Annotated in this window: 19 protein-coding genes and 3 tRNA genes; 5 read left to right on the top strand and 17 right to left on the bottom strand. The window is 67.6% G+C overall.

Going from position 1 to position 18,619, the window contains the following annotated elements:
- Positions 1–33 precede the first annotated feature (33 nt).
- Entirely contained in the window at positions 34–2,463 is a 2,430-nt protein-coding gene (locus ACSFBM_RS03605) for a UvrD-helicase domain-containing protein (protein WP_435483168.1), read from the bottom strand.
- 206 nt (positions 2,464–2,669) lie between these two features.
- Here ACSFBM_RS03605 and ACSFBM_RS03600 point away from each other — a divergent pair, with 206 nt between their 5' ends.
- Positions 2,670–3,647, top strand: coding sequence for a GMP reductase (locus tag ACSFBM_RS03600; RefSeq protein ID WP_435435383.1), 978 nt, complete (start codon positions 2,670–2,672; stop codon positions 3,645–3,647).
- Between the two features lie 24 nt (positions 3,648–3,671).
- Here ACSFBM_RS03600 and ACSFBM_RS03595 read toward each other — a convergent pair whose 3' ends face one another.
- Positions 3,672–4,538: an alpha/beta hydrolase gene (locus tag ACSFBM_RS03595; RefSeq protein WP_435483167.1), complete on the bottom strand. Its 867-nt coding sequence runs from the start codon at positions 4,536–4,538 to the stop codon at positions 3,672–3,674.
- A gap of 91 nt (positions 4,539–4,629) precedes the next feature.
- Between ACSFBM_RS03595 and ACSFBM_RS03590 the strand changes: the two genes are divergently transcribed.
- Positions 4,630–4,705: transfer RNA gene (locus ACSFBM_RS03590), tRNA-Ala, on the top strand.
- A 51-nt stretch (positions 4,706–4,756) separates the two neighbouring features.
- On the opposite strand, the gene ACSFBM_RS03585 is transcribed toward ACSFBM_RS03590, so the two are convergent.
- Positions 4,757–5,464 (bottom strand): SDR family NAD(P)-dependent oxidoreductase, encoded by a 708-nt coding sequence (locus tag ACSFBM_RS03585; RefSeq protein ID WP_435483166.1) that lies wholly within the window; start codon positions 5,462–5,464, stop codon positions 4,757–4,759.
- A gap of 149 nt (positions 5,465–5,613) precedes the next feature.
- Between ACSFBM_RS03585 and ACSFBM_RS03580 the strand changes: the two genes are divergently transcribed.
- Positions 5,614–5,689 (top strand) — tRNA-Lys (locus ACSFBM_RS03580).
- A gap of 55 nt (positions 5,690–5,744) precedes the next feature.
- Here ACSFBM_RS03580 and ACSFBM_RS03575 read toward each other — a convergent pair.
- Positions 5,745–6,161, bottom strand: coding sequence for a hypothetical protein (locus tag ACSFBM_RS03575; protein WP_435483165.1), 417 nt, complete (start codon positions 6,159–6,161; stop codon positions 5,745–5,747).
- Between the two features lie 119 nt (positions 6,162–6,280).
- On the opposite strand from ACSFBM_RS03575, the gene ACSFBM_RS03570 reads away from it, so the two are divergent.
- Complete coding sequence (locus ACSFBM_RS03570; RefSeq protein ID WP_435483164.1) at positions 6,281–6,457, top strand: hypothetical protein; 177 nt, start codon at positions 6,281–6,283, stop codon at positions 6,455–6,457.
- A 97-nt stretch (positions 6,458–6,554) separates the two neighbouring features.
- On the opposite strand, the gene ACSFBM_RS03565 is transcribed toward ACSFBM_RS03570, so the two are convergent.
- The 3 genes from ACSFBM_RS03565 to ACSFBM_RS03555 all read right to left on the bottom strand — a co-directional run bounded on the left by ACSFBM_RS03565 (position 6,555) and on the right by ACSFBM_RS03555 (position 7,496).
- The gene (locus ACSFBM_RS03565) at positions 6,555–7,118 is read right to left on the bottom strand and encodes an HNH endonuclease (protein ID WP_435483163.1); all 564 of its coding nucleotides are present in this window, start codon (positions 7,116–7,118) and stop codon (positions 6,555–6,557) included.
- A 72-nt stretch (positions 7,119–7,190) separates the two neighbouring features.
- Positions 7,191–7,379: a short-chain dehydrogenase gene (locus tag ACSFBM_RS03560; RefSeq protein WP_435483162.1), complete on the bottom strand. Its 189-nt coding sequence runs from the start codon at positions 7,377–7,379 to the stop codon at positions 7,191–7,193.
- 40 nt (positions 7,380–7,419) lie between these two features.
- Positions 7,420–7,496: transfer RNA gene (locus ACSFBM_RS03555), tRNA-Arg, on the bottom strand.
- A 596-nt stretch (positions 7,497–8,092) separates the two neighbouring features.
- Between ACSFBM_RS03555 and ACSFBM_RS03550 the strand changes: the two genes are divergently transcribed.
- Positions 8,093–8,485, top strand: a complete 393-nt coding sequence (locus tag ACSFBM_RS03550) for a hypothetical protein (RefSeq protein ID WP_435483161.1) — start codon at positions 8,093–8,095, stop codon at positions 8,483–8,485.
- An 8-nt stretch (positions 8,486–8,493) separates the two neighbouring features.
- On the opposite strand, the gene ACSFBM_RS03545 is transcribed toward ACSFBM_RS03550, so the two are convergent.
- From ACSFBM_RS03545 to ACSFBM_RS03500, 10 genes are all read right to left on the bottom strand, one after another.
- Entirely contained in the window at positions 8,494–8,955 is a 462-nt protein-coding gene (locus ACSFBM_RS03545; protein ID WP_435483160.1) for an acyl-CoA thioesterase, read from the bottom strand.
- Positions 8,956–8,957: 2 nt separating this feature from the next.
- A complete protein-coding gene (locus tag ACSFBM_RS03540; protein ID WP_435435374.1) occupies positions 8,958–9,488 on the bottom strand; it encodes a MarR family winged helix-turn-helix transcriptional regulator in 531 nt (176 codons plus the stop codon).
- A complete protein-coding gene (locus ACSFBM_RS03535) occupies positions 9,485–10,261 on the bottom strand; it encodes an SDR family NAD(P)-dependent oxidoreductase (protein WP_435483159.1) in 777 nt (258 codons plus the stop codon). Before ACSFBM_RS03535 ends, ACSFBM_RS03540 begins: the two co-directional genes overlap by 4 nt.
- A 74-nt stretch (positions 10,262–10,335) precedes the next feature.
- On the bottom strand, positions 10,336–11,934 hold the full coding sequence (locus tag ACSFBM_RS03530) for an ATP-dependent acyl-CoA ligase (protein ID WP_435483158.1): 1,599 nt from the start codon (positions 11,932–11,934) through the stop codon (positions 10,336–10,338).
- A complete protein-coding gene (locus ACSFBM_RS03525; protein WP_435483157.1) occupies positions 11,924–12,655 on the bottom strand; it encodes an ABC transporter ATP-binding protein in 732 nt (243 codons plus the stop codon). The genes ACSFBM_RS03530 and ACSFBM_RS03525 overlap by 11 nt, the downstream gene beginning before the upstream one ends.
- 82 nt (positions 12,656–12,737) lie before the next feature.
- Positions 12,738–14,525, bottom strand: coding sequence for a branched-chain amino acid ABC transporter ATP-binding protein/permease (locus ACSFBM_RS03520; RefSeq protein ID WP_435483156.1), 1,788 nt, complete (start codon positions 14,523–14,525; stop codon positions 12,738–12,740).
- Positions 14,522–15,577 (bottom strand): branched-chain amino acid ABC transporter permease, encoded by a 1,056-nt coding sequence (locus ACSFBM_RS03515; protein WP_435435370.1) that lies wholly within the window; start codon positions 15,575–15,577, stop codon positions 14,522–14,524. Before ACSFBM_RS03515 ends, ACSFBM_RS03520 begins: the two co-directional genes overlap by 4 nt.
- A 34-nt stretch (positions 15,578–15,611) precedes the next feature.
- The gene (locus ACSFBM_RS03510; protein ID WP_435443270.1) at positions 15,612–16,775 is read right to left on the bottom strand and encodes an ABC transporter substrate-binding protein; all 1,164 of its coding nucleotides are present in this window, start codon (positions 16,773–16,775) and stop codon (positions 15,612–15,614) included.
- Positions 16,776–16,815: 40 nt separating this feature from the next.
- On the bottom strand, positions 16,816–17,280 hold the full coding sequence (locus ACSFBM_RS03505) for an aromatic-ring-hydroxylating dioxygenase subunit beta (RefSeq protein WP_435483155.1): 465 nt from the start codon (positions 17,278–17,280) through the stop codon (positions 16,816–16,818).
- On the bottom strand, positions 17,277–18,602 hold the full coding sequence (locus ACSFBM_RS03500) for an aromatic ring-hydroxylating dioxygenase subunit alpha (protein ID WP_435483154.1): 1,326 nt from the start codon (positions 18,600–18,602) through the stop codon (positions 17,277–17,279). Before ACSFBM_RS03500 ends, ACSFBM_RS03505 begins: the two co-directional genes overlap by 4 nt.
- Between the last annotated feature and the right edge of the window lie 17 nt (positions 18,603–18,619).

Raw genomic sequence — 18,619 nt, 5'->3', positions numbered from 1 at the left:
CCTGCGTTGTTCGCTATAGCTTTAGTAGCAACCTCAGATCGGCGTGAGCTTGGCCACCGACAGCGCCAGCCACTTCACGCCATGCCGCGCGAACTTGACCTGCGCGCGCGCATCGTCGCCGGAGCCTTCCAGCGCGGTGACCGTGCCTTCGCCGAACTTGTTGTGGAACACCTGCATGCCCGAGCGCAGGCCGTGCGAGGGCGCGGTTTTCTGCGGCGGCACGGGCGGGCTGGCGAAGGTGTCCTTGTCGCGGCTGCTGCTTCCGCCGCCGTAGGCGTTGCCGCCGCCATAGGCCCCTGCCCCGCCGCGCGTGCTGCCGTAGCCGCCGCCGTAGCCGAAGGCCGAGGGCGCAAAGCCCTGGTTCTTGGGCGTGAGCCACTTCAGCGCGCCCTCGGGCAGTTCGTCGAAGAAGCGGCTCTTGACGTTGTAGCGCGTCTGGCCGTGCAGCATGCGCGTCTGCGAATGACTCAGGTACAGGCGCTTGCGGGCGCGGGTGATGGCCACGTACATCAGGCGGCGCTCTTCCTCGAGGCTCTCGAAGTCGCTCATCGAGTTCTCGTGGGGGAACAGGCCCTCTTCCATGCCGGTGATGAACACGCAGTCGAACTCCAGGCCCTTGGCGGCGTGCACCGTCATGAGCTGCACCGCGTCCTGCCCGGCCTGCGCCTGGTTGTCGCCCGATTCGAGCGCGGCGTGGGTGAGGAAGGCGGCCAGCGGGCTCATCGTTTCGCCGGTCTCGGCGTCGGGCGCGAGCGGCTCGTCGACCACCGGGCGGGTCAGGTCGATGCCCTGGCTCACCGGCGACTGGCGCAACTCGTCGCCCGGCAAGGCCACGGCGTCGCGCCCGAAGCCTTCCTGCGTGACAAAGCTTTCGGCCGCGTTCACCAGTTCGCCCAGATTCTCCAGGCGGTCGGCGCCTTCGCGGTCGGCCTTGTAGTGCTCGACCAGGCCGCTGTGGTCGAGCACCAGCTCGATGATCTCGCGCAGGCTCAAGCCCTGGGTCTGCTCGCGCAGCACGTCGATCTTGGCGACGAAGCCGGTGAGGTTCGAGCCCGCCTTGCCGCCGACCGCGCTGACCGCGTCGTGCAGCGAACGCCCGGCCGCGCGCGACGCGTCCTGCAGCGATTCGAGCGTGCGCGCACCGATGCCGCGCGGCGGGAAGTTGACGACGCGCAGGAAGCTGGTGTCGTCGTCCTTGTTCTCCATCAGGCGCAGGTAGGCCAGCGCATGCTTGATTTCGGCGCGCTCGAAGAAGCGCAGGCCGCCGTACACGCGGTACGGCACCGAGGCATTGAAGAGCGCCGTTTCGATCACCCGGCTCTGCGCGTTGCTGCGGTAGAGCACGGCCATTTCCTTGCGGTCGAAGCCGTCGCGCACGAGCTGGCGCATTTCCTCGACCATCCACTGCGCCTCGGCCAGGTCGGTGGGCGACTCGTACACGCGCACGGGCTCGCCGGGGCCCTGGTCGGTGCGCAGGTTCTTGCCCAGGCGCTTCTTGTTGTGGCTGATGAGTTCGTTGGCCGAGTCGAGGATGTTGCTGTAGCTTCGGTAGTTCTGCTCCAGCTTGATCTGGTGGCGCACGTCGAACTCGCGCACGAAGTCGGTCATGTTGCCCACGCGCGCGCCGCGAAAGGCGTAGATGCTCTGGTCGTCGTCGCCCACGGCGATCACGCTGTTCTGGCCCGGCGTGAACTGCCCGGCCACCGTGTTGCCCGCGAGCATCTTGATCCAGGCGTACTGCACCCGATTGGTGTCCTGGAACTCGTCGATCAGGATGTGGCGAAAGCGCCGCTGGTAGTGCTCTCGCACCGGGTCGTTGTCGCGCAGCAGTTCGTAGCTGCGCAGCATGAGCTCGCCGAAGTCGACCACGCCTTCGCGCTGGCACTGCTCCTCGTACAGGCGATAGAGCTCGACCTTCTTGCGGTCGTCGTCGCTGCGCGCTTCGATCGCGTCGGGGCGCAGACCGTCTTCCTTGGCGCCGGCGATGAACCATTGCGTCTGCTTGGCCGGAAAGCGCTCGTCGTCCACGTTGAACTGCTTCATCAGGCGCTTGATGGCCGAGAGCTGGTCCTGCGTGTCGAGGATCTGGAACGTGGACGGCAGGTTGGCCAGCTTCCAGTGCGCGCGCAGCAGGCGGTTGCACAGGCCGTGGAAGGTGCCGATCCACATGCCGCGCACGTTGACGGGCAGGATCGCCGTCAACCGCGTCATCATTTCCTTGGCCGCCTTGTTGGTGAAGGTCACGGCGAGGATGCCGCCGGCGGAGACCTGGCCGGTCTGCAGCAGCCACGCGATGCGGGTGGTGAGCACGCGCGTCTTGCCGGAGCCCGCGCCCGCCAGGATGAGCGCGTTGCCTTCAGGCAGCGTGACCGCGGCGAGTTGCTCCGCATTCAGGTTCTGGAGCAGCGGCATGTCCGAATGATTCGGGGAGTGGGCGTCAGCCGCGGGATCGTTAAACAACATGGTCCGATTGTAGAAACCACGGCGTATGCGGGTTATACGAAGAATCGGAAGACCCGCCTTCGACAGACCGCGTAGACTCAATCACCGGGCCCAAGATTCTTGCGCCCGGTTTTTTGTGGGCGTCTTCCTGGCAAGACGCACCGCCCAAACCGGCCGGACCAAGCGCTCTTTCGTTCCTTTCAACGATTCCTTTCAGGAGCCTGGTCATGCAGATTTTCGACTACGACAACATTCTTCTGCTCCCGCGCAAGTGCCGCGTGGAGAGCCGTTCCGAGTGCGACACCAGCGTGACGCTGGGCGAGCGCAGCTTCCGCCTGCCGGTGGTGCCGGCCAATATGAAGACGGTGGTCGACGAGTCGATCTGCCTGTGGCTCGCACAGAACGGCTACTTCTACGTGATGCACCGCTTCGACCTCGACAACGTGCAGTTCGTGAAAGACATGCAGGGCAAGGGCGTGTTCGCCTCCATCTCGCTGGGCGTGAAGAAGCCCGACTACGACACCGTCGACACGCTGGTGGCCGAGGGCCTGGTGCCCGAGTACGTCACCATCGACATCGCGCACGGCCATGCCGACAGCGTGAAGAACATGATCGGCTACCTGAAAGAAAAGCTGCCCAAGACCTTCGTCATTGCCGGCAACGTCGGCACGCCCGAAGCGGTGATCGACCTGGAGAACTGGGGCGCGGACGCGACCAAGGTCGGCATCGGCCCGGGCAAGGTCTGCATCACCAAGCTCAAGACCGGCTTCGGCACGGGCGGCTGGCAGCTGTCGGCGCTCAAGTGGTGCGCGCGCGTGGCGACCAAGCCGATCATTGCGGACGGCGGCATCCGCGACCACGGCGACATTGCCAAGAGCGTGCGCTTCGGCGCGTCGATGGTCATGATCGGCTCTCTGTTCGCCGGACATGAAGAATCGCCGGGCAAGACGGTCGAGGTCGACGGCGCGCTGTTCAAGGAGTACTACGGCTCGGCCAGCGACTTCAACAAGGGCGAGTACAAGCACGTCGAGGGCAAGCGCATCCTCGAACCCGTCAAGGGCAAGCTGGCCGACACGCTGGTCGAGATGGAGCAGGACGTGCAGAGTTCCATCAGCTACGCGGGCGGCCGCGCGCTCATGGACATCCGCAAGGTCAACTACGTCACGCTGGGCGGCGACAACGCGGGCGAACACCTGCTGATGTAAGCCCTGTGCCGCCCGCGCCCGAGGTCAGGCTTCCAGCAGTTGCACCGCGTGGCGGTGCAGCGTGTGGGCCGGATCGGCCAGCGCGTCGACCACACTGAAGTGGTCGAGCCCCGCAAGCACCTCGCACACCGGCACGGTGTTGCGGCCCCACGCGTCGCGGATCATCGCGTTGTGGCGGATGAACTCTTCGCTTTCCTTGCCGCCGACGGCGGCATAGAGCTGGCCGCGCTTCGGTGCCGGCCACAGCGCCGGGCTCGCGCGCAGGGCATCGGCGTCGGTGAGGTTCAGCGTGTGCTCCAGGAACGGCGTGCGCTGCAGCGGACGCAGGTCGTACAGGCCCGAGATCGACAGCGCATTGCGCACCAGCTGCGCGGGCAGGTCGGGCGCGACGGCTTGCCAGTCGCACGCCAGCAGCGCCGCCGCCATGTGCCCGCCGGCGGAATGGCCCGCGACGGTGATGCGCGAAGGGTCGCCGCCGTATGCCGCAATGTGGCGCCAGGTCCATTCGAGCGCGCGCACCATCTGCAGCAGGATGCCGGGCACCGTCACGGGCTGCCCGGGCGCACCCGGGCACAGCGCGTAGTTGGGTTGGACCACGCAGATGCCGCGATCGTTGAAAGCGGGCGCGATGAACGAGTGGTCCTTCTTGTCCATGGCGCGCCAGTAGCCGCCGTGGATGAACACCAGCACCGGCGCGTCGGGCACTGGCGCGGGGAACACGTCCAGCGTTTCATTCACGCCGTTGCCGTACGGCAGGTCGATGCGGGCCGGCAGGCTGTCGCGCGCGGCGGCCGAGTCGCGGGCCCAGCGCGCGAAGTACGCGGGATGGTCCTTCACCCGTGCGAGGTTGTTGTACATGCCTTCCAGCCAGGCGGGGTCGAACGAGGCCATGCGGCGTTGTGCTCCGTGTTTCTAGAGGCGCGCATCTTGGCACGACGGTGCGTGCCAAGACCGCGGTTCTGCGTTAAATTCGCGTGGTGTTGGGGGGGTAGCTCAGCTGGGAGAGCGCCGCGTTCGCAATGCGGAGGTCGTGAGTTCGATCCTCATCCTCTCCACCAACCGATATGGAAAAGGCCTTGGCATCCGCCAGGGCCTTTTCTTTTTCAGGCTCAGGCGTCCAGCGCCAGGTGCTGCCCATGCAGCGCGGCCGCTGCGGGCGATGCCAGAAAACCGATGGTCTGCGCCGCGACCGAGGTCGATACCCACTCCGCGGGGTTCGCATCGGGCATCGCCTGCCGGTTGGCCGGCGTGTCGAGCACGCTCGGCGCCACGCTGTTCACGTTGACGCCGTGCGGCGCCGACTCGGCCGCCATGGCTTCCACCAGGCGCTGCAATGCGCTCTTCGACGCGATGTACGCAGCCATGGCCGGCAGGCCGCGCGCCGCCACCTTTGCCGTCACCGCAATGATGCTGCCCGCGCGGCGCTCGATCATCGAGGGCAGCACCGCCTGCGTCACGGCCACGAACGACCATGCGTTGAGATTCATCATGCGGTCCCAGCTCGCGCGGGTGAGCGCGTGCGTCGCCTCGCCCATCTCGAAGCCGCCCGCGATGTGAACGAGCGCATCGATGCGGCCGAAGGACGTGAGCACCTGTTGCGCGAGGCCTGCCATCTCTGGCGCCGAGGTCACGTCGCCCGCCAGCAGCAGATGCTGCGAGTTGTCGAGGCCCGGAAAAACTTCGGCGAGCCGGCCTGCGTGGTGATCGACCAACGCAAGGCGCGCGCCCTGCTCCAGGAAATGCTGGGCCACGGCGCGGCCCAATGCGCCCGCGGCGCCGGTGATCAAGACATGGGGGTTGGTGCTTGCGTCGCTCATCGAAATTCTCCTGGTTGAACCTGCTCGAGGGCGGTTCCCCCGTCGGTGATGACGAATCCTAACGGCGCGACTGCAAATTTTTTGGAAGAGCTCAAAAACTGGGATATACTCGTGGTCTTGCCAGATAGCAGCAAACGCTTTCTAAGCAAGGGCTCTTAGCTCAGTTGGTAGAGCAGCGGACTCTTAATCCGTAGGTCGAGTGTTCGAGTCACTCAGGGCCCACCAACCAACATCGCGGAAACGCTGAAAAGCCCGCTACCTCACCGGTAGCGGGCTTTTTTCATTGCGCCTCGGCCGCCCCTGCGATCCAGTCGTCGACGCAGCGTGCAAGCAGATCACGGCGCTCGCTCACCTCCGCCATCAGATACTGCCGCGCGTGCGTTTGCGCCAGATCGCTCGACAGGAACCACTGCTCCCGCTCGCGGCTGCCTTGCGCAGGCGGCGTGCCCCAGGCCGCGTTGCGGGCACCGAGAAAAGCCTCGGTCACCGGTAGGCGTCCATCCGTCTTGCCGAGGGCCGACAGCGCATCGCGCGGCCCGTCCAGCGCGATGCGAACTTTCACGATCTCCTCGTCGGCTTCGATGACCGCGCCGAGGCCGCCCGACCGATGCACCTGCCAGAGTTGCGCGGCGGACGCATTGCGAACCCAGCTTTCGAGGGCACGCGTCAAGCTCTCGAGAATCGTTTGTTTGTTCATGCGTGAATCTTTCACAGTTTTCTGCCTGGCCGAAAAGCCAGAACCGGCGTTGATGTTCGAAGGCCACGGAATGAACGGGCCCAGCGGTATGAATCCAGGCGTGAGCTATATTTCCTCCCATGGAAAACGCGTCCGACATAGGCAAACCCACTGTACCCATCGACCTGATCGGGCCGGATCACTGGCCGCGCTCGAAGCGCGGCGGCGGCAAGGCAACCAAGTTGCTGCTCGCCGTGGTGGGCGGGATTGCAGCAGCAGGCGTGATCGCCTACCGCTTCTTCGGCGTGGGACGCTGACAACTTACCCCTCTCCCTAACGCCAACGCAAAGAGCCCGCTGTCCGAAAGACAGCGGGCTCTTTTCATGTGCGCGGAGCGTCGTCACGACCACGCACTCACTGCAGCCGCGAGCCCTTGGGCAGGCGCCTCGCAAGCCACTCGTGCACATCCGCGCGGATGTTGCGGCCTTCGAGCAGAAAGTTCTCGAAGCGGCTCGGCACATACGGCAGGTAGACCAGCGGCATGCCCGCCTCCTCCGGCGTGCGCGCAGCCTTGCGGTTGTTGCAGACCGCGCATGCGCTCACGAGGTTGGTCCAGGTCCAGGGGCCTCCGCGCGACTCTGGCAGCACGTGTTCGCACTGCAGATCGCGCTCGTGGAACACATCCGCGCAGTACGCGCAGGTGTGGCGGTCGCGTCGCAGCAGCTTGCTCTTGGTGACACTCGGAACCACGTCGAACAGGTTGATCTTCGAGGCACCGCGCAGCGCGATGATGGGCGCCACCTCGATGCGCGACTGCGCACCGCGTGCCACATTGAAGCCGCCGCGCAGCGTGGCCAGCGGCAGGCCGCCGTCTTCCCACGCGACGGAATCGGTGGCGTAGTGCAACACCGCCTGCTCCAGCGAGATCCAGGCCTGCGGCGTGCCCTGAATGTCGAGTTGCAGGACGTGAGATTGCATGTGTCGCCTCCTTCATGGGCGATGGTTGTGAAGTTGAAAAAATGAATGAAAAACAACGAGGCACGAGGCGCGCTACCACTCGCCCGATGCACGCACGCGTTGATCGAGGTCGAGCCCGTCGCGCTGCAATTCACCGCCCTGTGCCTCGCGCCGCGCATCTGTCACGATGCCGAAGCGCCGGGCCAGGGCGAGCACCAGGCGCCTGCGCGGCTGTGCCGGGCGCACGGTGATCATCCGGATCGGGGTGTTGCGCTTGCGCATGGTGGTTCTCCTTGGGTGTGTGACAGCAAACAGTAAAAAGTGGCCCCACGTGCACGACTCGAACGTGCAACCCCTTGCTTCGTAGGCAAGTGCTCTGATCCATTGAGCTAACGCGGGTCTGAAAAACACTGCGGTGCTTTCCATTTCGGTTGTGTCCTCACGCGACGGACAGCGCGCTGGGCGCTGTCCCGTACGACGTCGCTGCACAGGAGTGATCAAATCCTGCACATCCCGCCAGACCGTCTACGCGGTGGGCCCTGGCGGTGTGGTGAAGGCACACCCGAAATGGCAAACAAAAAGGCCCGGAACCTTTCGGTGTCCGGGCCTCTGCATGAGAGAGCTTGGAAGGTATGCGCCTATGCGCAACCTCCACCCGGTAGCACCTGATCCTCGTTTTTTTCGACACGCAGGCTGGCTGCGGCTTTCGCGGAATACACGTGGCTCTGGTGCTGATTCGGTCGGACCGACGGCATGCCGTCAAAACCACCGCACGCCCAGACGCGCACGAGCGATCGGCCCGAGGCGGGTCGAATGCTGGTGAGGTGCAATGCGGTGTTCACGATGGTTCCTGGGTCAAAAATTGCCAATGCCGGCCGTCAAGGGTAGGAAAAATGGTGCGGCTTGTGCCGCGAGTGAAGGCAACTGTAAATAGTGTTTACGGAGGCGTCAACAACCCGGACAATCTTTTCTTGTCTTGTTGTTGTTTTTGAACAGTGCCCAATATCACCGTCGCGCGCCGTTGCAATGCCCTCGCGCTGCATCGCCGCTTTCTCGAAGAGGCCGTGGCCGCCGGCCTCCCGGCCAAGGGCCTGGACCAGGCGTTCGCCAGGAAGATTGAAATCTCTCCCAGCATGTGGAGCCAGGTCAAGAGCGCCCGCCCCATCGGCGACAACCTCGCACGGCAGATCGAAAGGCACTGCAACGTGGAGGCCGGCTGGCTCGACAAGGAAGACCGTCCCTCCGAGGTGCCCGACGCGGCGGAAGAGCGCTTCATTGCGTCTGCGCGCAAGGCCTGGCGCATGGCCAATGCCAAGGGCAAGAAGGAGTTGAGCGGCTGGTTGAAGAAGCGCGCGCAGGACGCTGCCGGCAACCCGCTGGCGCCCTGACCGGCCGCTCAGCCCGGCGCGGGCGCGTTGCGCAGGATGGCCGTGCGCATGTCGTCCGGAATGGCGACAGAGCGGTGCGTCTCGAGCGACGTGGTCACGATCACCTGCGTCATCTGCATGCGCACCTCGCCGGTCTGCGCGCCGAAGCAGCGCACCGCCAGCGTCATCGAGCGCGAGCCCAGCCGCTGCACGCAAAGGCCGAGCACCACCTGGTCGCCCATGCGGCTCACGGCGCGGAAATCGACGTCGAGCTTCACGGTCGGCAGGCCGATGCGGCGCTGCGCCACCAGCCCGTGGTAGCTGAGCCCCAGGCCTTCATTGACCCAGTCCTCGACCAGCCCGTTGAGCATCACGAAGTACTGCGGATAGAAGACGATGCCCGCCGGGTCGCAATCGGAAAAGCGGATCAGCCGCGGCCGGCGGAACTCGTCGCTCGCGACCGTCAGGTCGACATGGCTGGCTTCGCCCATCGTCAGCCCTCTTCGCCCGCGGGCTCGCCGCGCATCACATGCACGCGCAGCAACCCGAGCTGCGTGTGCATCTGCTTGACCGTCTTCATGTCGAGCCCCGAGAACATCTCGAGGATCCATTGCTCGTGCTCGCTGGCCATGGTCTCGAAGGTGCGGCGGCCCGCGGGCGTGAGGCTCACGATCCACGCGCGGCGGTCGTCGGGGCTGGGCGCGCGCGCCACCATGCCTTCGCGCTCGAGCTCGTCCGTCAGGCCCGTGACGTTGCCGCCGGTCACCATCAGGTAGCGCGACAGCACGCGCATCTTCAGGCCGTCCTTGTAACGGTAGAGCTGCGCCATGTAGTCGAAGCGCGCAAGCGAAATACCGAAGCGCTCGCGCAGCCGGCGGCGGATTTCGGCCTCGATCTGCGTGGTGCTGGCCAGCATGCGCAGCCAGAGCTTGAGCATCGCGTGGTCTTCGTGACCGGCGCGCCCCTCGTGCCCCAGCTCTTCGGCATCGCTCAGCACCGCATGCGAAGCGTCGTTGCGTGTCATGTCACTTCCCCCCCTGAGACCGAGATCGACTGCCCGGTGACCGATGCGGCGCCCGCGCCGCACAGCCAGCGCACGGTGTCGGCCACTTCCGACGGCTGCACGATGCGCTTCTGCGGGTTGACGCTCGAGAACTCCGCCAGCGCATCGGCTTCGCTGCGGCCGGTCTTGCCGACCACGTTGGCCACGCTGTTGCGCAGGATGTCGGTGTCGGTGTAACCCGGGCACACGGCGTTCACCGTGATGCCCTTGCGTGCCACTTCCAGCGCCAGCGAACGCGTGAGCCCGACCACGCCGTGCTTGGCCGCGGTATAGGCCGCCACGTAGGCGTAACCCTTCTGCCCCGCCGTGCTGGCGATGTTGACGATGCGGCCCCAGCCGGTGTCGAGCATGTCGGGCAGCGCGGCCTGCGTGCACAGGAAGCTGCCCGTGAGGTTGACCGACAGCATGCGTTGCCAGAGCTCGAAGGACGTCTTGAGGAACGGCGCGCTCTCGGCCGCGCCCGCGTTGTTCACCAGAACGGCAATGCGGCCGCGCGCGGCGCGGGCTTCGGCGAAAGCCGCCTGCACCGCCTCCGGGTTGGCGACGTCGGCCGTGGCCACGCCGTGCCCACTGCCCGCGAGCGTGTCGGCCACGCGCTGCAGCGCCTCGCGGTCGCGGCCCAGCAGTGTCAGAACGGCGCCCTCGGCGGCCAGGGTGCGGGCGATTTCGGCGCCGATGCCGCGCGCAGCGCCCGTGACGAGTGCGTGGCGGCCAGTCAGTGAATTTGAGTGCATGCCTGAATGTTTTAGTTCTGAATCATTTTAGCGGCATGCGTCGGCCCGGGTTGTGAGCGCATGAAACGCATTCTTCAGCTGCCCGAGCCCCGCACGGGCCGGCCGTCCCAGGTCTGCGGCCCCACGCCGCGCTCGCGCAGCTTGAACTTCTGCACCTTGCCGTTCTCGGTGCGCGGCAGGTCGGCCAGCAGGTCGATGTAGCGCGGCACGGCGAAGTACGGCAGGCGGCCTTCGCAGAAGCGTGCGAGTTCGACGGGGTCGATCGTCGTGCCCTCGCGCGCCACCAGCGCGGCCATCACCTCGTCCTCGGCCAGTTCGGAGCGCACCGGGTACACCGCGCACGAAGCCACCCCCGGATGGCTCAGCAGCACCTGCTCCACCTCGAACGACGAGATGTTCTCGCCGCGCCGGCGGATCGCGTCCTTGATGCGGTCGACGAAACGAAACGCGCCGTCGGCATCGCGCACCACGCGGTCGCCGGTATGGAACCAGAGGTTGCGCCAGGCCTCGACCGTCTTCCCGGGCATGTTGAAGTAGCCGCTCGCGAAGGCGTAGGGCTCGTCGGCGCGCAGCAGCAGTTCGCCGGCCTCGCCGGGCGGCAGCGCCGCATCGTCTTCATCGGCCACGCGCGCCTGGAAGCCCGTGCGCAGCCAGCCCATGACACCGCCGCGCGGCGAATCGGGCGCGGTGGCGATGGCGAAATTGGTCTCGGTCGAGCCGTAGCCTTCGAGCAGTGCCACGCCCGTGCGCGCCTTGAATGCGGCGCCGGCGGCCGAGGGCACGCCCGGCCCGAGCCCGATGCGCACACGGTGATCCCGTTCGCCCTCCCCTTCGGGTTGCGCGAGCAGGATGGGCACCATCGCGCCCAGCAGGTAGACCACAGTCGCGCCGCTGGCGCGCATCGACGGCCAGAAGCCCGACGCAGAGAAGCGTGACTCGAACACCACCTCGGCCCCCGTCAGCGCCGCCTGTGCGAAGGTGTTCAGCGCGTTGATATGGAACAGCGGCAGCGTGGTGCACAGCACGTCGTCGGCACCCACGACTAGCACTTCCGCGCTGTTCACGCCCCACCAGAAATACTGCGCGTGCGGACAGATCACGCCCTTGGCCGGCCCGGTGGTGCCGGAGGTGTACAGGATGGCCAGCGGATCGCCGGGCTGCACCGGCGCCGGCGCAATGGGCTCGGCGCCTTCGGGGTACGGCACCACACGCACGCCGGCAGGCGCCGGCCATGGCGCCGCCTGCGCCTCGCCGACCACCCAGATCTCGCGCAACGCAGTGCGCCCCAGGTCGGCCGTGGCGAGGCGCTCCAGGAAGGCCGCCTCGATCACCAGCAGCTTCGCCTCGCTGTTGGCAAGGAAGTATTCGATCTGCGGCCCCATCGACGCCGAGTTGATGGGCACCACGGACGCGCCCAGCCAGCCCGCGCCCAGGAAGCTCTCGAGAAACTCGATGCGGTTGCCGCACATCACCGCCACGCGGTCGCCGCGCGCCACACCGGCGAGCGCCAAGGCCCCGGCGCGAACGGCCGCCGCCTGCGCCGCATCGCGGTGCGCCCAGGCGCGCCCCGCGATCCGCAGCAGCGCGCGCGACCCGAACAGCCCGGCCTGGCGCTGCAGCATGGCCGGCAGCGTGCGTTGCGCGGGCGGCACGGCGCGCGGGTCACTCGTCATCGTGCGTGCCTCCGCCCAGGTACGTCGCCTGCACCCGCGGGTCGCTCGCCAGTTCGGCCGAAGCGCCCGAGAGCGCGATCTCGCCCGTCTCGAGCACATAGCCCTGGTCGGAGCTTTCGAGCGCGGCGCGCGCGTTCTGCTCCACCAGCAAGATCGACACACCGTCCTCGCGCAGCTTGCGCACGATGGTCAGGATGTCGCGCACGATCAGCGGCGCCAGGCCCAGGCTGGGCTCGTCGAGCATCAGCAGGCGCGGCGCCGACATCAGCGCGCGCCCCACCGCCAGCATCTGCCGCTCGCCGCCCGAGAGCGTGTCGGCGCGCTGCGAGCGGCGCTCGGCCAGCCGCGGAAAGCGGTCGTACACCGACTGCAGCCGCTTCTTCATCGCGTCGCCGCGCAGCCGCTTGGCGTAGGCGCCGAGCTGCAGGTTGTCGAGCACGGTGAGTTCGCCGAACAGCTCGCGCTTCTCGGGCACCAGGCACAGGCCGCGCTCCACGCGCGCCTCCACGTCCAGCCCCTGCAGGTCTTCGCCTTCGAAGCGCAGCGTGCCCTTGCAGGGCAGCAGGCCCATGGCCGCGGCCAGCAGCGTGGTCTTGCCCGCGCCGTTCGGGCCGATCACCGAGATGATCTGCCCGTGCTGCAGGTCGAGCGACACACCGCGCACCGCCTCCACCTGTCCATAAGACACATGCAGATCGCCAATCTCCAGCATCGCGGTCATTTCGCTACCCCCAGGCTTGTCACTTCGTGTACTTCTCCTGCCCCCTGAAGGGGGCCCGCGCCTTCGGGCGGCCGTGCGGCGCTCATACAACGCTCCCCAGGTAAGCCGCCTGCACCCGCTCGTCGGCGCGCACCGCCGACGGCACGCCCTCCACGAGCTTGGAGCCGAAGTTCATCACCACCAGCCGGTCCACCAGTTTCATCACGAAGTCCATGTCGTGTTCGACGATGAGGATGGTCACGCCCTCCTCGCGCAGCTTGCGCAGCAGGTCGCCGAGCGCCATCTTTTCCTTGCGGCGCAGGCCGGCCGCTGGCTCGTCGAGCACCAGCAGCACCGGGTCGGCGGCCAGCGCGCGCGCAATCTCCAGGATGCGCTGCGTGCCCAGCGGCAGGCTGCCCGCCAGTTCGTGCGCGCGGTCGCCCAGCCCGATGCGGTCGAGTTGCCGCTGCGCCTCCTGCAGGATCTGGCTTTCTTCCGCGCGGTCCAGCCGCAGGCCCGCCTTCAGGATGCCCGAGCGCGTGCGTGAATGCGCGCCCAGCGCCACGTTGTCGAGCAGGCTCATGCGCGGGCGCAGCTTCACGTGCTGGAAGGTGCGCGCCAGGCCCAGCCGCGCCACCTGCCGCTGCGGCATGCCGGCGATGTCGTGGTCCAGGAAGCGCACCTGGCCGGCGCTCATCGGCAGCGTGCAGGTCAGCAGGTTGAACATGGTCGACTTGCCCGCGCCGTTCGGCCCGATCAGCCCGACGATCTCGCCGGCCTTCACGTCGAAGCTCACGTCGTTCACCGCCACCAGTCCGCCGAAGCGCTTGACCGCGCCGTTCACCGACAGCACCTGCGCCCCGCGCGCGGGCAGCGTGCGATGCGCCAGCGGCGCGACCGGCGCGGCGTCGTGGCGCGACGGCCCTTGCGAGCTGCCTCGACGGCGCGTCCAGCGGCGCAGCAGCCCCATCACGCCGCCGCGCGCAAAGTGCAGCAGCAGGATGAACAGCGCGGCGAAGGCCACGGCCTCCAGTTGGCCGGCGCGCTGCGTGAGCATCGGCAGCACGTCCTGCAGGCCGTTCTTCAGCACCAGCACCAGCGCGGCGCCCACCAGCGCGCCCGCCAACTGGCCGAGCCCGCCGGCCACCGCCATCAGCAGGTACTCGATGCTGGCACGCACGTCGAAGGGCGAGGGGCTCACGAAGCGGTTCATGTGCGCATAGAGCCAGCCCGCCAGCCCCGCGAACAGCGCGGCCGTGACGAACAGCGACAGCCGCACGCGGTACGCATCCGCACCCACGCTGGCCAGCAACGTGGCGCCTCCGCGCAAGCCGCGAATTGCACGCCCCGGCCGCGACTGCAGCAGGTTGTGGCTGAACAGGCAGGCCAGCCCGACGATCACCCAGATCAGGTAGTACATCGCGCGCGGCTCGGCCAGCGACCAGCCCGCGACCTGCAGCGCCGGAATGTTCGACAGGCCCGTGTGGCGCCCGAGCGCATCGACGTTGCCGAACAGCATGGCGATCGACAGGCCCCACGCGATGGTGCTCAGCGGCAGGAAGTGCCCGCCGAGGCGCAGCGTGAGCATGCCGATGGCCAGCGCCGACAGCCCCGTGAGCAGCAGTGCGAACAGCAGCCCGATCCACGGCGACATGCCCTGCGTGGTCGTGAGCCAGGCCGTGGCATAGGCTGCGATGCCCACGAAGGCCGCCTGCCCGAACGAGGTGGCGCCGCCAACGCCCGTGAGCAGCACCAGGCCCAGCGCCACCAGCGCGCCGATGCCGATGTCGTTGAGCAGCGAGACCGTGAAGCTGCCCGCCACCGCCGGCACCAGTGCCAGCACCGCGACCACCGCGGCGATCCACGCCATGCGTTTGCGGTTCGTGTTCATTGGTCCACCTCGTCTTCTTCCTCTTCGGCGTGCGCGGCCATGAAGGAGCGCAGCATGAGCACCGGAATCAGCAGGCTGAACACGATCACGTCTTTCAGCGCGCCGCTCCAGAACGAGGCAAAACTCTCCACCACGCCGACCGCGAGCGCGCCCACGGCCGTCATCGGGTAGCTCACCAGCCCGCCGATGATCGCGGCCACGAAGGCCTTCAGGCCGATGATGAAACCGGAGTCGTAGTACATGGTCGTCACCGGCGCGATCAGCACGCCGATGAGCCCCGCCAGCAGCGAGGCGCAGCCGTAGGCAAGCAAGGCCGTGCGCACCGGCCGGATGCCCACCAGCCGCGCGCCCACCCGGTTCACGGCCGTGGCGCGCAGCGCCTTGCCGGCCACCGTGCGCTCGAACACCAGGAAGAACAGGCCGCTCAGCACGATGGCCGCACCCACCATCAGCACCACTTGGCCGCTGACCGTGAAGCCGTCGCCCAGCGTGAACACGGCGCTGGTGAGCGGCGTGGTGCGCGAGCCTTCGGGCCCGAAGAACAGCAGGCCCAGGCCCGACAGCAGGAAATGCAGCGCCAGCGACACGATCAGCAGCACCAGCACCGACGCATCGGCGATCGGCTGGAACACCACCCGCGCCAGCAGCGGCGCGATCGGCACCACCAGCAGCACGGCCACCGCGATGTGCACCGCCACCGGCACGCCGGGCCGCGCGGCCAGCCATGCGAGCACGCACGGAATGGCCGGCAGCACGCCCCACATCAGCACCGCCTTGGGAATGCGCGCGGCCTCGCCACGCCGCAGCAGGCTGCCGATTTCGGTGGCCAGCGCCAGCGCGGCCAGCACGGCCACCATGCCGATGGTCGGCGGCACGCGGCCGGTCTCGAAGGCCGCCAGCGACAGGGCCGCGAAGGCCGCGATGTCGCCGAACGGCACGAACACCACCCGCGTGACGGAGAAGATGAGCACCAGCCCCAGGCCGGCCAGCAGGTAGACGGCGCCGTTGGCCAGGCCGTCGGTGAGAAGAATGAGGGCCACGTCCCATGTCATCGCGCGGCCCTCCCGAAGAACGAAGGCGTGCGGTTCAAGGTGCGAGCTTCCATTGGCCGTTGTCGAGCTTGACGATCACCCGGGCGCGTTCGTCCACGCCGTAGAGGCTGCCGGGCTTGAAGGTGTACACGCCGTGCGTGCCCACCACTTCCTTGGTGCTGAAGATGGCGTCGCGCAGCGCCACGCGGAACTCGGGCGTTCCCGGCTCGGCCTTCTTCATGGCGCGCGAGGCCGCATCGGCGAACACCAGCCAGCCGTCGAACGAGTAGGCCGAGAAGGCGTCGCTGGTCGGTGCGTTGTTGACCTTCTGGAACACCGCGCGGAACTCGGTCGCGATCTTCTTGGTCGGGTAGCCGTCGGGCAACTGCTCGGCGACGATCACCGGGCCTGTTGGCATCAGCGCGTTCTGGCCGGCGGCGCCGACCACGCGCACGAAGTCGGGGTTGATCAGCCCGTGCTGGCCGTACACCCCGCCCTTGAACCCGCGCTCCTGCAGCGCCAGGAACGGCAGCGCGCCCGGCGTGCCGGCGCCGCCGGTCATCACCGCGTCGGGGCGCAGCGCCACGATCTTGAGCACCTGGCCCGTCACCGAGGCGTCGGCGCGCGCATAGCGCTCGTTGCTCACCACCTTGATGCCGGCGCCGGGCGCGGCCTTCATGAGCGCGTCGTACACCAGGTCGCCCCAGGCGTCGGTGAAGCCGATGTAGCCCACCGTCTTCACGTTGTTGCGCTTCATGCGCTCGACCACCGCGTCGATCATCAGCTGCGTGGGCTGCGCCACCGTCATGACCCACGGGTTCTCCGCGGGGTCGAGCAGGATGGGCGTGAGGCCGATCATCGGCGTCTTCGCGTCGCGGCCCACCTGCGCCATCGCGATGGCGGCCGGCACGCCCGAGGTGCCCATGAGCACGTCGACCTTTTCTTCCTCGACCAGCTTGCGCGCGTTGCGTCCGGCCGTGGTCGGGTCGGAGCCGTCGTCCAGCACGATGAGCTGCACCTTGCGGCCGTTGATCTCGGGCTTGTAGGCCAGCGCCGCCTGCATGCCCTTGGCATAGGGCACGCCCAGCGAGGAGTTCGGCCCCGACAGCGACACGCTGAGGCCGACCTTCAGGTCGGCGGCCAGCGCGCTCGCAACACCACAGGCGGTCAGCGCCGCGGCGAGTGCGCCGCGTGTCAAGGTCTGCAACAGGCTCTTCATGTCGTAGCTCCGGTGAGGATGGTTGGAATGGACAGGTAACTCAGATGAACAACTGGATGGCCGGCAGCGCGCGCGCCGCGTTGAGCAGGTCGACGCGCTTCTCGCGGATGCGCCAGCCCGCGGGCGTGCGAACCAGGTGGTGGCGGACGGTGCCGCTCAGCAACACCTGGTCGTCGCCGCGTGCCTCGACGTAAAGGAAAGGCGTGCGCAGCCGCACCTCGTCTGCACTCTCGTGCTCGATGCGCGAGGGTTGCAGCACATGCTGGCTGTGGCTGGCCGGATGCTGCGAATGCGCGCGCGGGTTCTTCAGCCGCTCCACGCGCAGCTGCAGCAGCAACCGGTCTTCGTAGGCGAGCGAGTTGTGCGAGAACGGATCGGCCTGCGCCGCGCCGAGCAGCGGCACCCAGTAGTGGCCGTCTTCGGCGAACAGGGCCAGCCATTCGTCCAGGCGCCGCTCGTCGAGCAGGGCCGCCTCGTGGGCGACGACATCGCGCGGATCGTTCATGGCGCAGCCTCCACGCCCGCCGCCATGGACTTCGCCCAGGCGCGGAACTGGTTGCGCATCAGCAGCTCGTTGGTGCCGTTGGTGGTGATCGTCGATTGCGTGAGCTCGACCGCATCGAAGTTGCGGTGCAGGCTCACCCATTCGTTGCCGCCCGCGCGCAGGCCCTGCTGGATGCTCTCGAACAGGTGCAAGTCGTCATGCGCCACCACCGACATGGGTGAGAACACGAGGCGGTTGTAGCTCATGGCGCGCTCGAACAGCAGCGCGGGCGCGCCGGCCGCTCTGAAGCTCCAGGCCTCGATCAGCGTGCGGTTGGCGGCCAGCGGCCGGATCACGCGGATGGCCTGCGGCGAACCCTTGACCGACAGGCTCGGATAGAAGACCGAGTTCTGCGGCGAGCGCTGCAGAATTTCGGTGGCGCGCGCCTCGCCGTGCGCGGCGCGCATCGCGGCCTCGTACTCGGGCAGTTGCGCATAGTTGGAGTGGATGCTGAAGTTCACCCCCAGCACGCTGTGGCCGTTGGCAAACACGCGCCCGCCCATCTTGTCGAAGAACTCATAGCCCGAGCCGAAGGGCAGTATCTGCTCCATCGCCATGGGCTTGGGGTCGGTGGGCGCATGGCCTTCCCACAGCGCCTCGGCCGCCTTGGTGGCCGACTCGTGCGTGGACATCGGGTGCACCGTGTCGTTGATGTTCTCAAGGTACATCTTCCAGTTGCAATGCACGATGTTGCGCAGCACGCCGCCGCCCACGGCAAGCTTGCCTTCGGGGGAGCGGTCGACCATGTTGTCGATCGCGCCCAGCACCTCGCCGAAATATTCCTCGAAGGCGGGGCCGGTGTCGGACAGCCGCACGAAGACGAAGTCGCGGTACACCTTCACATGCTTCACCACCGACAGCCCCTGCCCCGATTCGCAGGCCTTGAGCTGCGTGCCCTCGTAGCCGTTCTTCAGCGGCACGCCGAGCGGCGCGCCGTCGAGCTTGTAGGTCCACGCGTGGTACGGGCAGCGAAAGAAGCGGCCGGTGTTGCCGCTTTCGTCCGTGACCAGTTGCGTGCCCTTGTGGGCGCAGCGGTTGTAGAGCACATGCACCGCGCCGTCGGGCTGGCGCACCATGAGCAGCGGCCGACCCGCGATGTCCTGCGTGACGAAGTCGCCGGGCTCGGGCACCTGGCTCGCATGGCCGAGAAAGACCCAGGTGTTGGCGAACAGCCGCTCCTGTTCCAGCGCGAAGATCTCTTCGCTGAGGTACAGGTCGCGGTGGACACGGTCGTCCCGAACCAGCGCCGCGACAAGATCGGGGCGATTGCGGTAGGTGGTCATGGCGGTGTGCTCGGAGA

The sequence above is a fragment of the Variovorax pasteuri genome (assembly GCF_051216435.1).
Classification (GTDB): Bacteria; Pseudomonadota; Gammaproteobacteria; order Burkholderiales; family Burkholderiaceae_C; genus Variovorax.
Note: the sequence above shows the minus strand (reverse complement) of the source record. Positions and strands in the feature narration are given on the sequence as shown.

Coding starts and splice junctions, on each gene's coding strand:
- ACSFBM_RS03575 (WP_435483165.1), bottom strand. CDS start 6,161: ATGAACAAACAAACGATTCTCGAGAGCTTGACGCGTGCCCTCGAAAGC.
- ACSFBM_RS03500 (WP_435483154.1), bottom strand. CDS start 18,602: ATGACCACCTACCGCAATCGCCCCGATCTTGTCGCGGCGCTGGTTCGG.
- ACSFBM_RS03570 (WP_435483164.1), top strand. CDS start 6,281: ATGGAAAACGCGTCCGACATAGGCAAACCCACTGTACCCATCGACCTG.
- ACSFBM_RS03545 (WP_435483160.1), bottom strand. CDS start 8,955: ATGGGCGAAGCCAGCCATGTCGACCTGACGGTCGCGAGCGACGAGTTC.
- ACSFBM_RS03605 (WP_435483168.1), bottom strand. CDS start 2,463: ATGTTGTTTAACGATCCCGCGGCTGACGCCCACTCCCCGAATCATTCG.
- ACSFBM_RS03510 (WP_435443270.1), bottom strand. CDS start 16,775: ATGAAGAGCCTGTTGCAGACCTTGACACGCGGCGCACTCGCCGCGGCG.
- ACSFBM_RS03585 (WP_435483166.1), bottom strand. CDS start 5,464: ATGAGCGACGCAAGCACCAACCCCCATGTCTTGATCACCGGCGCCGCG.
- ACSFBM_RS03600 (WP_435435383.1), top strand. CDS start 2,670: ATGCAGATTTTCGACTACGACAACATTCTTCTGCTCCCGCGCAAGTGC.
- ACSFBM_RS03520 (WP_435483156.1), bottom strand. CDS start 14,525: ATGAACACGAACCGCAAACGCATGGCGTGGATCGCCGCGGTGGTCGCG.
- ACSFBM_RS03540 (WP_435435374.1), bottom strand. CDS start 9,488: ATGACACGCAACGACGCTTCGCATGCGGTGCTGAGCGATGCCGAAGAG.
- ACSFBM_RS03505 (WP_435483155.1), bottom strand. CDS start 17,280: ATGAACGATCCGCGCGATGTCGTCGCCCACGAGGCGGCCCTGCTCGAC.
- ACSFBM_RS03535 (WP_435483159.1), bottom strand. CDS start 10,261: ATGCACTCAAATTCACTGACTGGCCGCCACGCACTCGTCACGGGCGCT.
- ACSFBM_RS03565 (WP_435483163.1), bottom strand. CDS start 7,118: ATGCAATCTCACGTCCTGCAACTCGACATTCAGGGCACGCCGCAGGCC.
- ACSFBM_RS03560 (WP_435483162.1), bottom strand. CDS start 7,379: ATGCGCAAGCGCAACACCCCGATCCGGATGATCACCGTGCGCCCGGCA.
- ACSFBM_RS03525 (WP_435483157.1), bottom strand. CDS start 12,655: ATGACCGCGATGCTGGAGATTGGCGATCTGCATGTGTCTTATGGACAG.
- ACSFBM_RS03595 (WP_435483167.1), bottom strand. CDS start 4,538: ATGGCCTCGTTCGACCCCGCCTGGCTGGAAGGCATGTACAACAACCTC.
- ACSFBM_RS03530 (WP_435483158.1), bottom strand. CDS start 11,934: ATGACGAGTGACCCGCGCGCCGTGCCGCCCGCGCAACGCACGCTGCCG.
- ACSFBM_RS03515 (WP_435435370.1), bottom strand. CDS start 15,577: ATGACATGGGACGTGGCCCTCATTCTTCTCACCGACGGCCTGGCCAAC.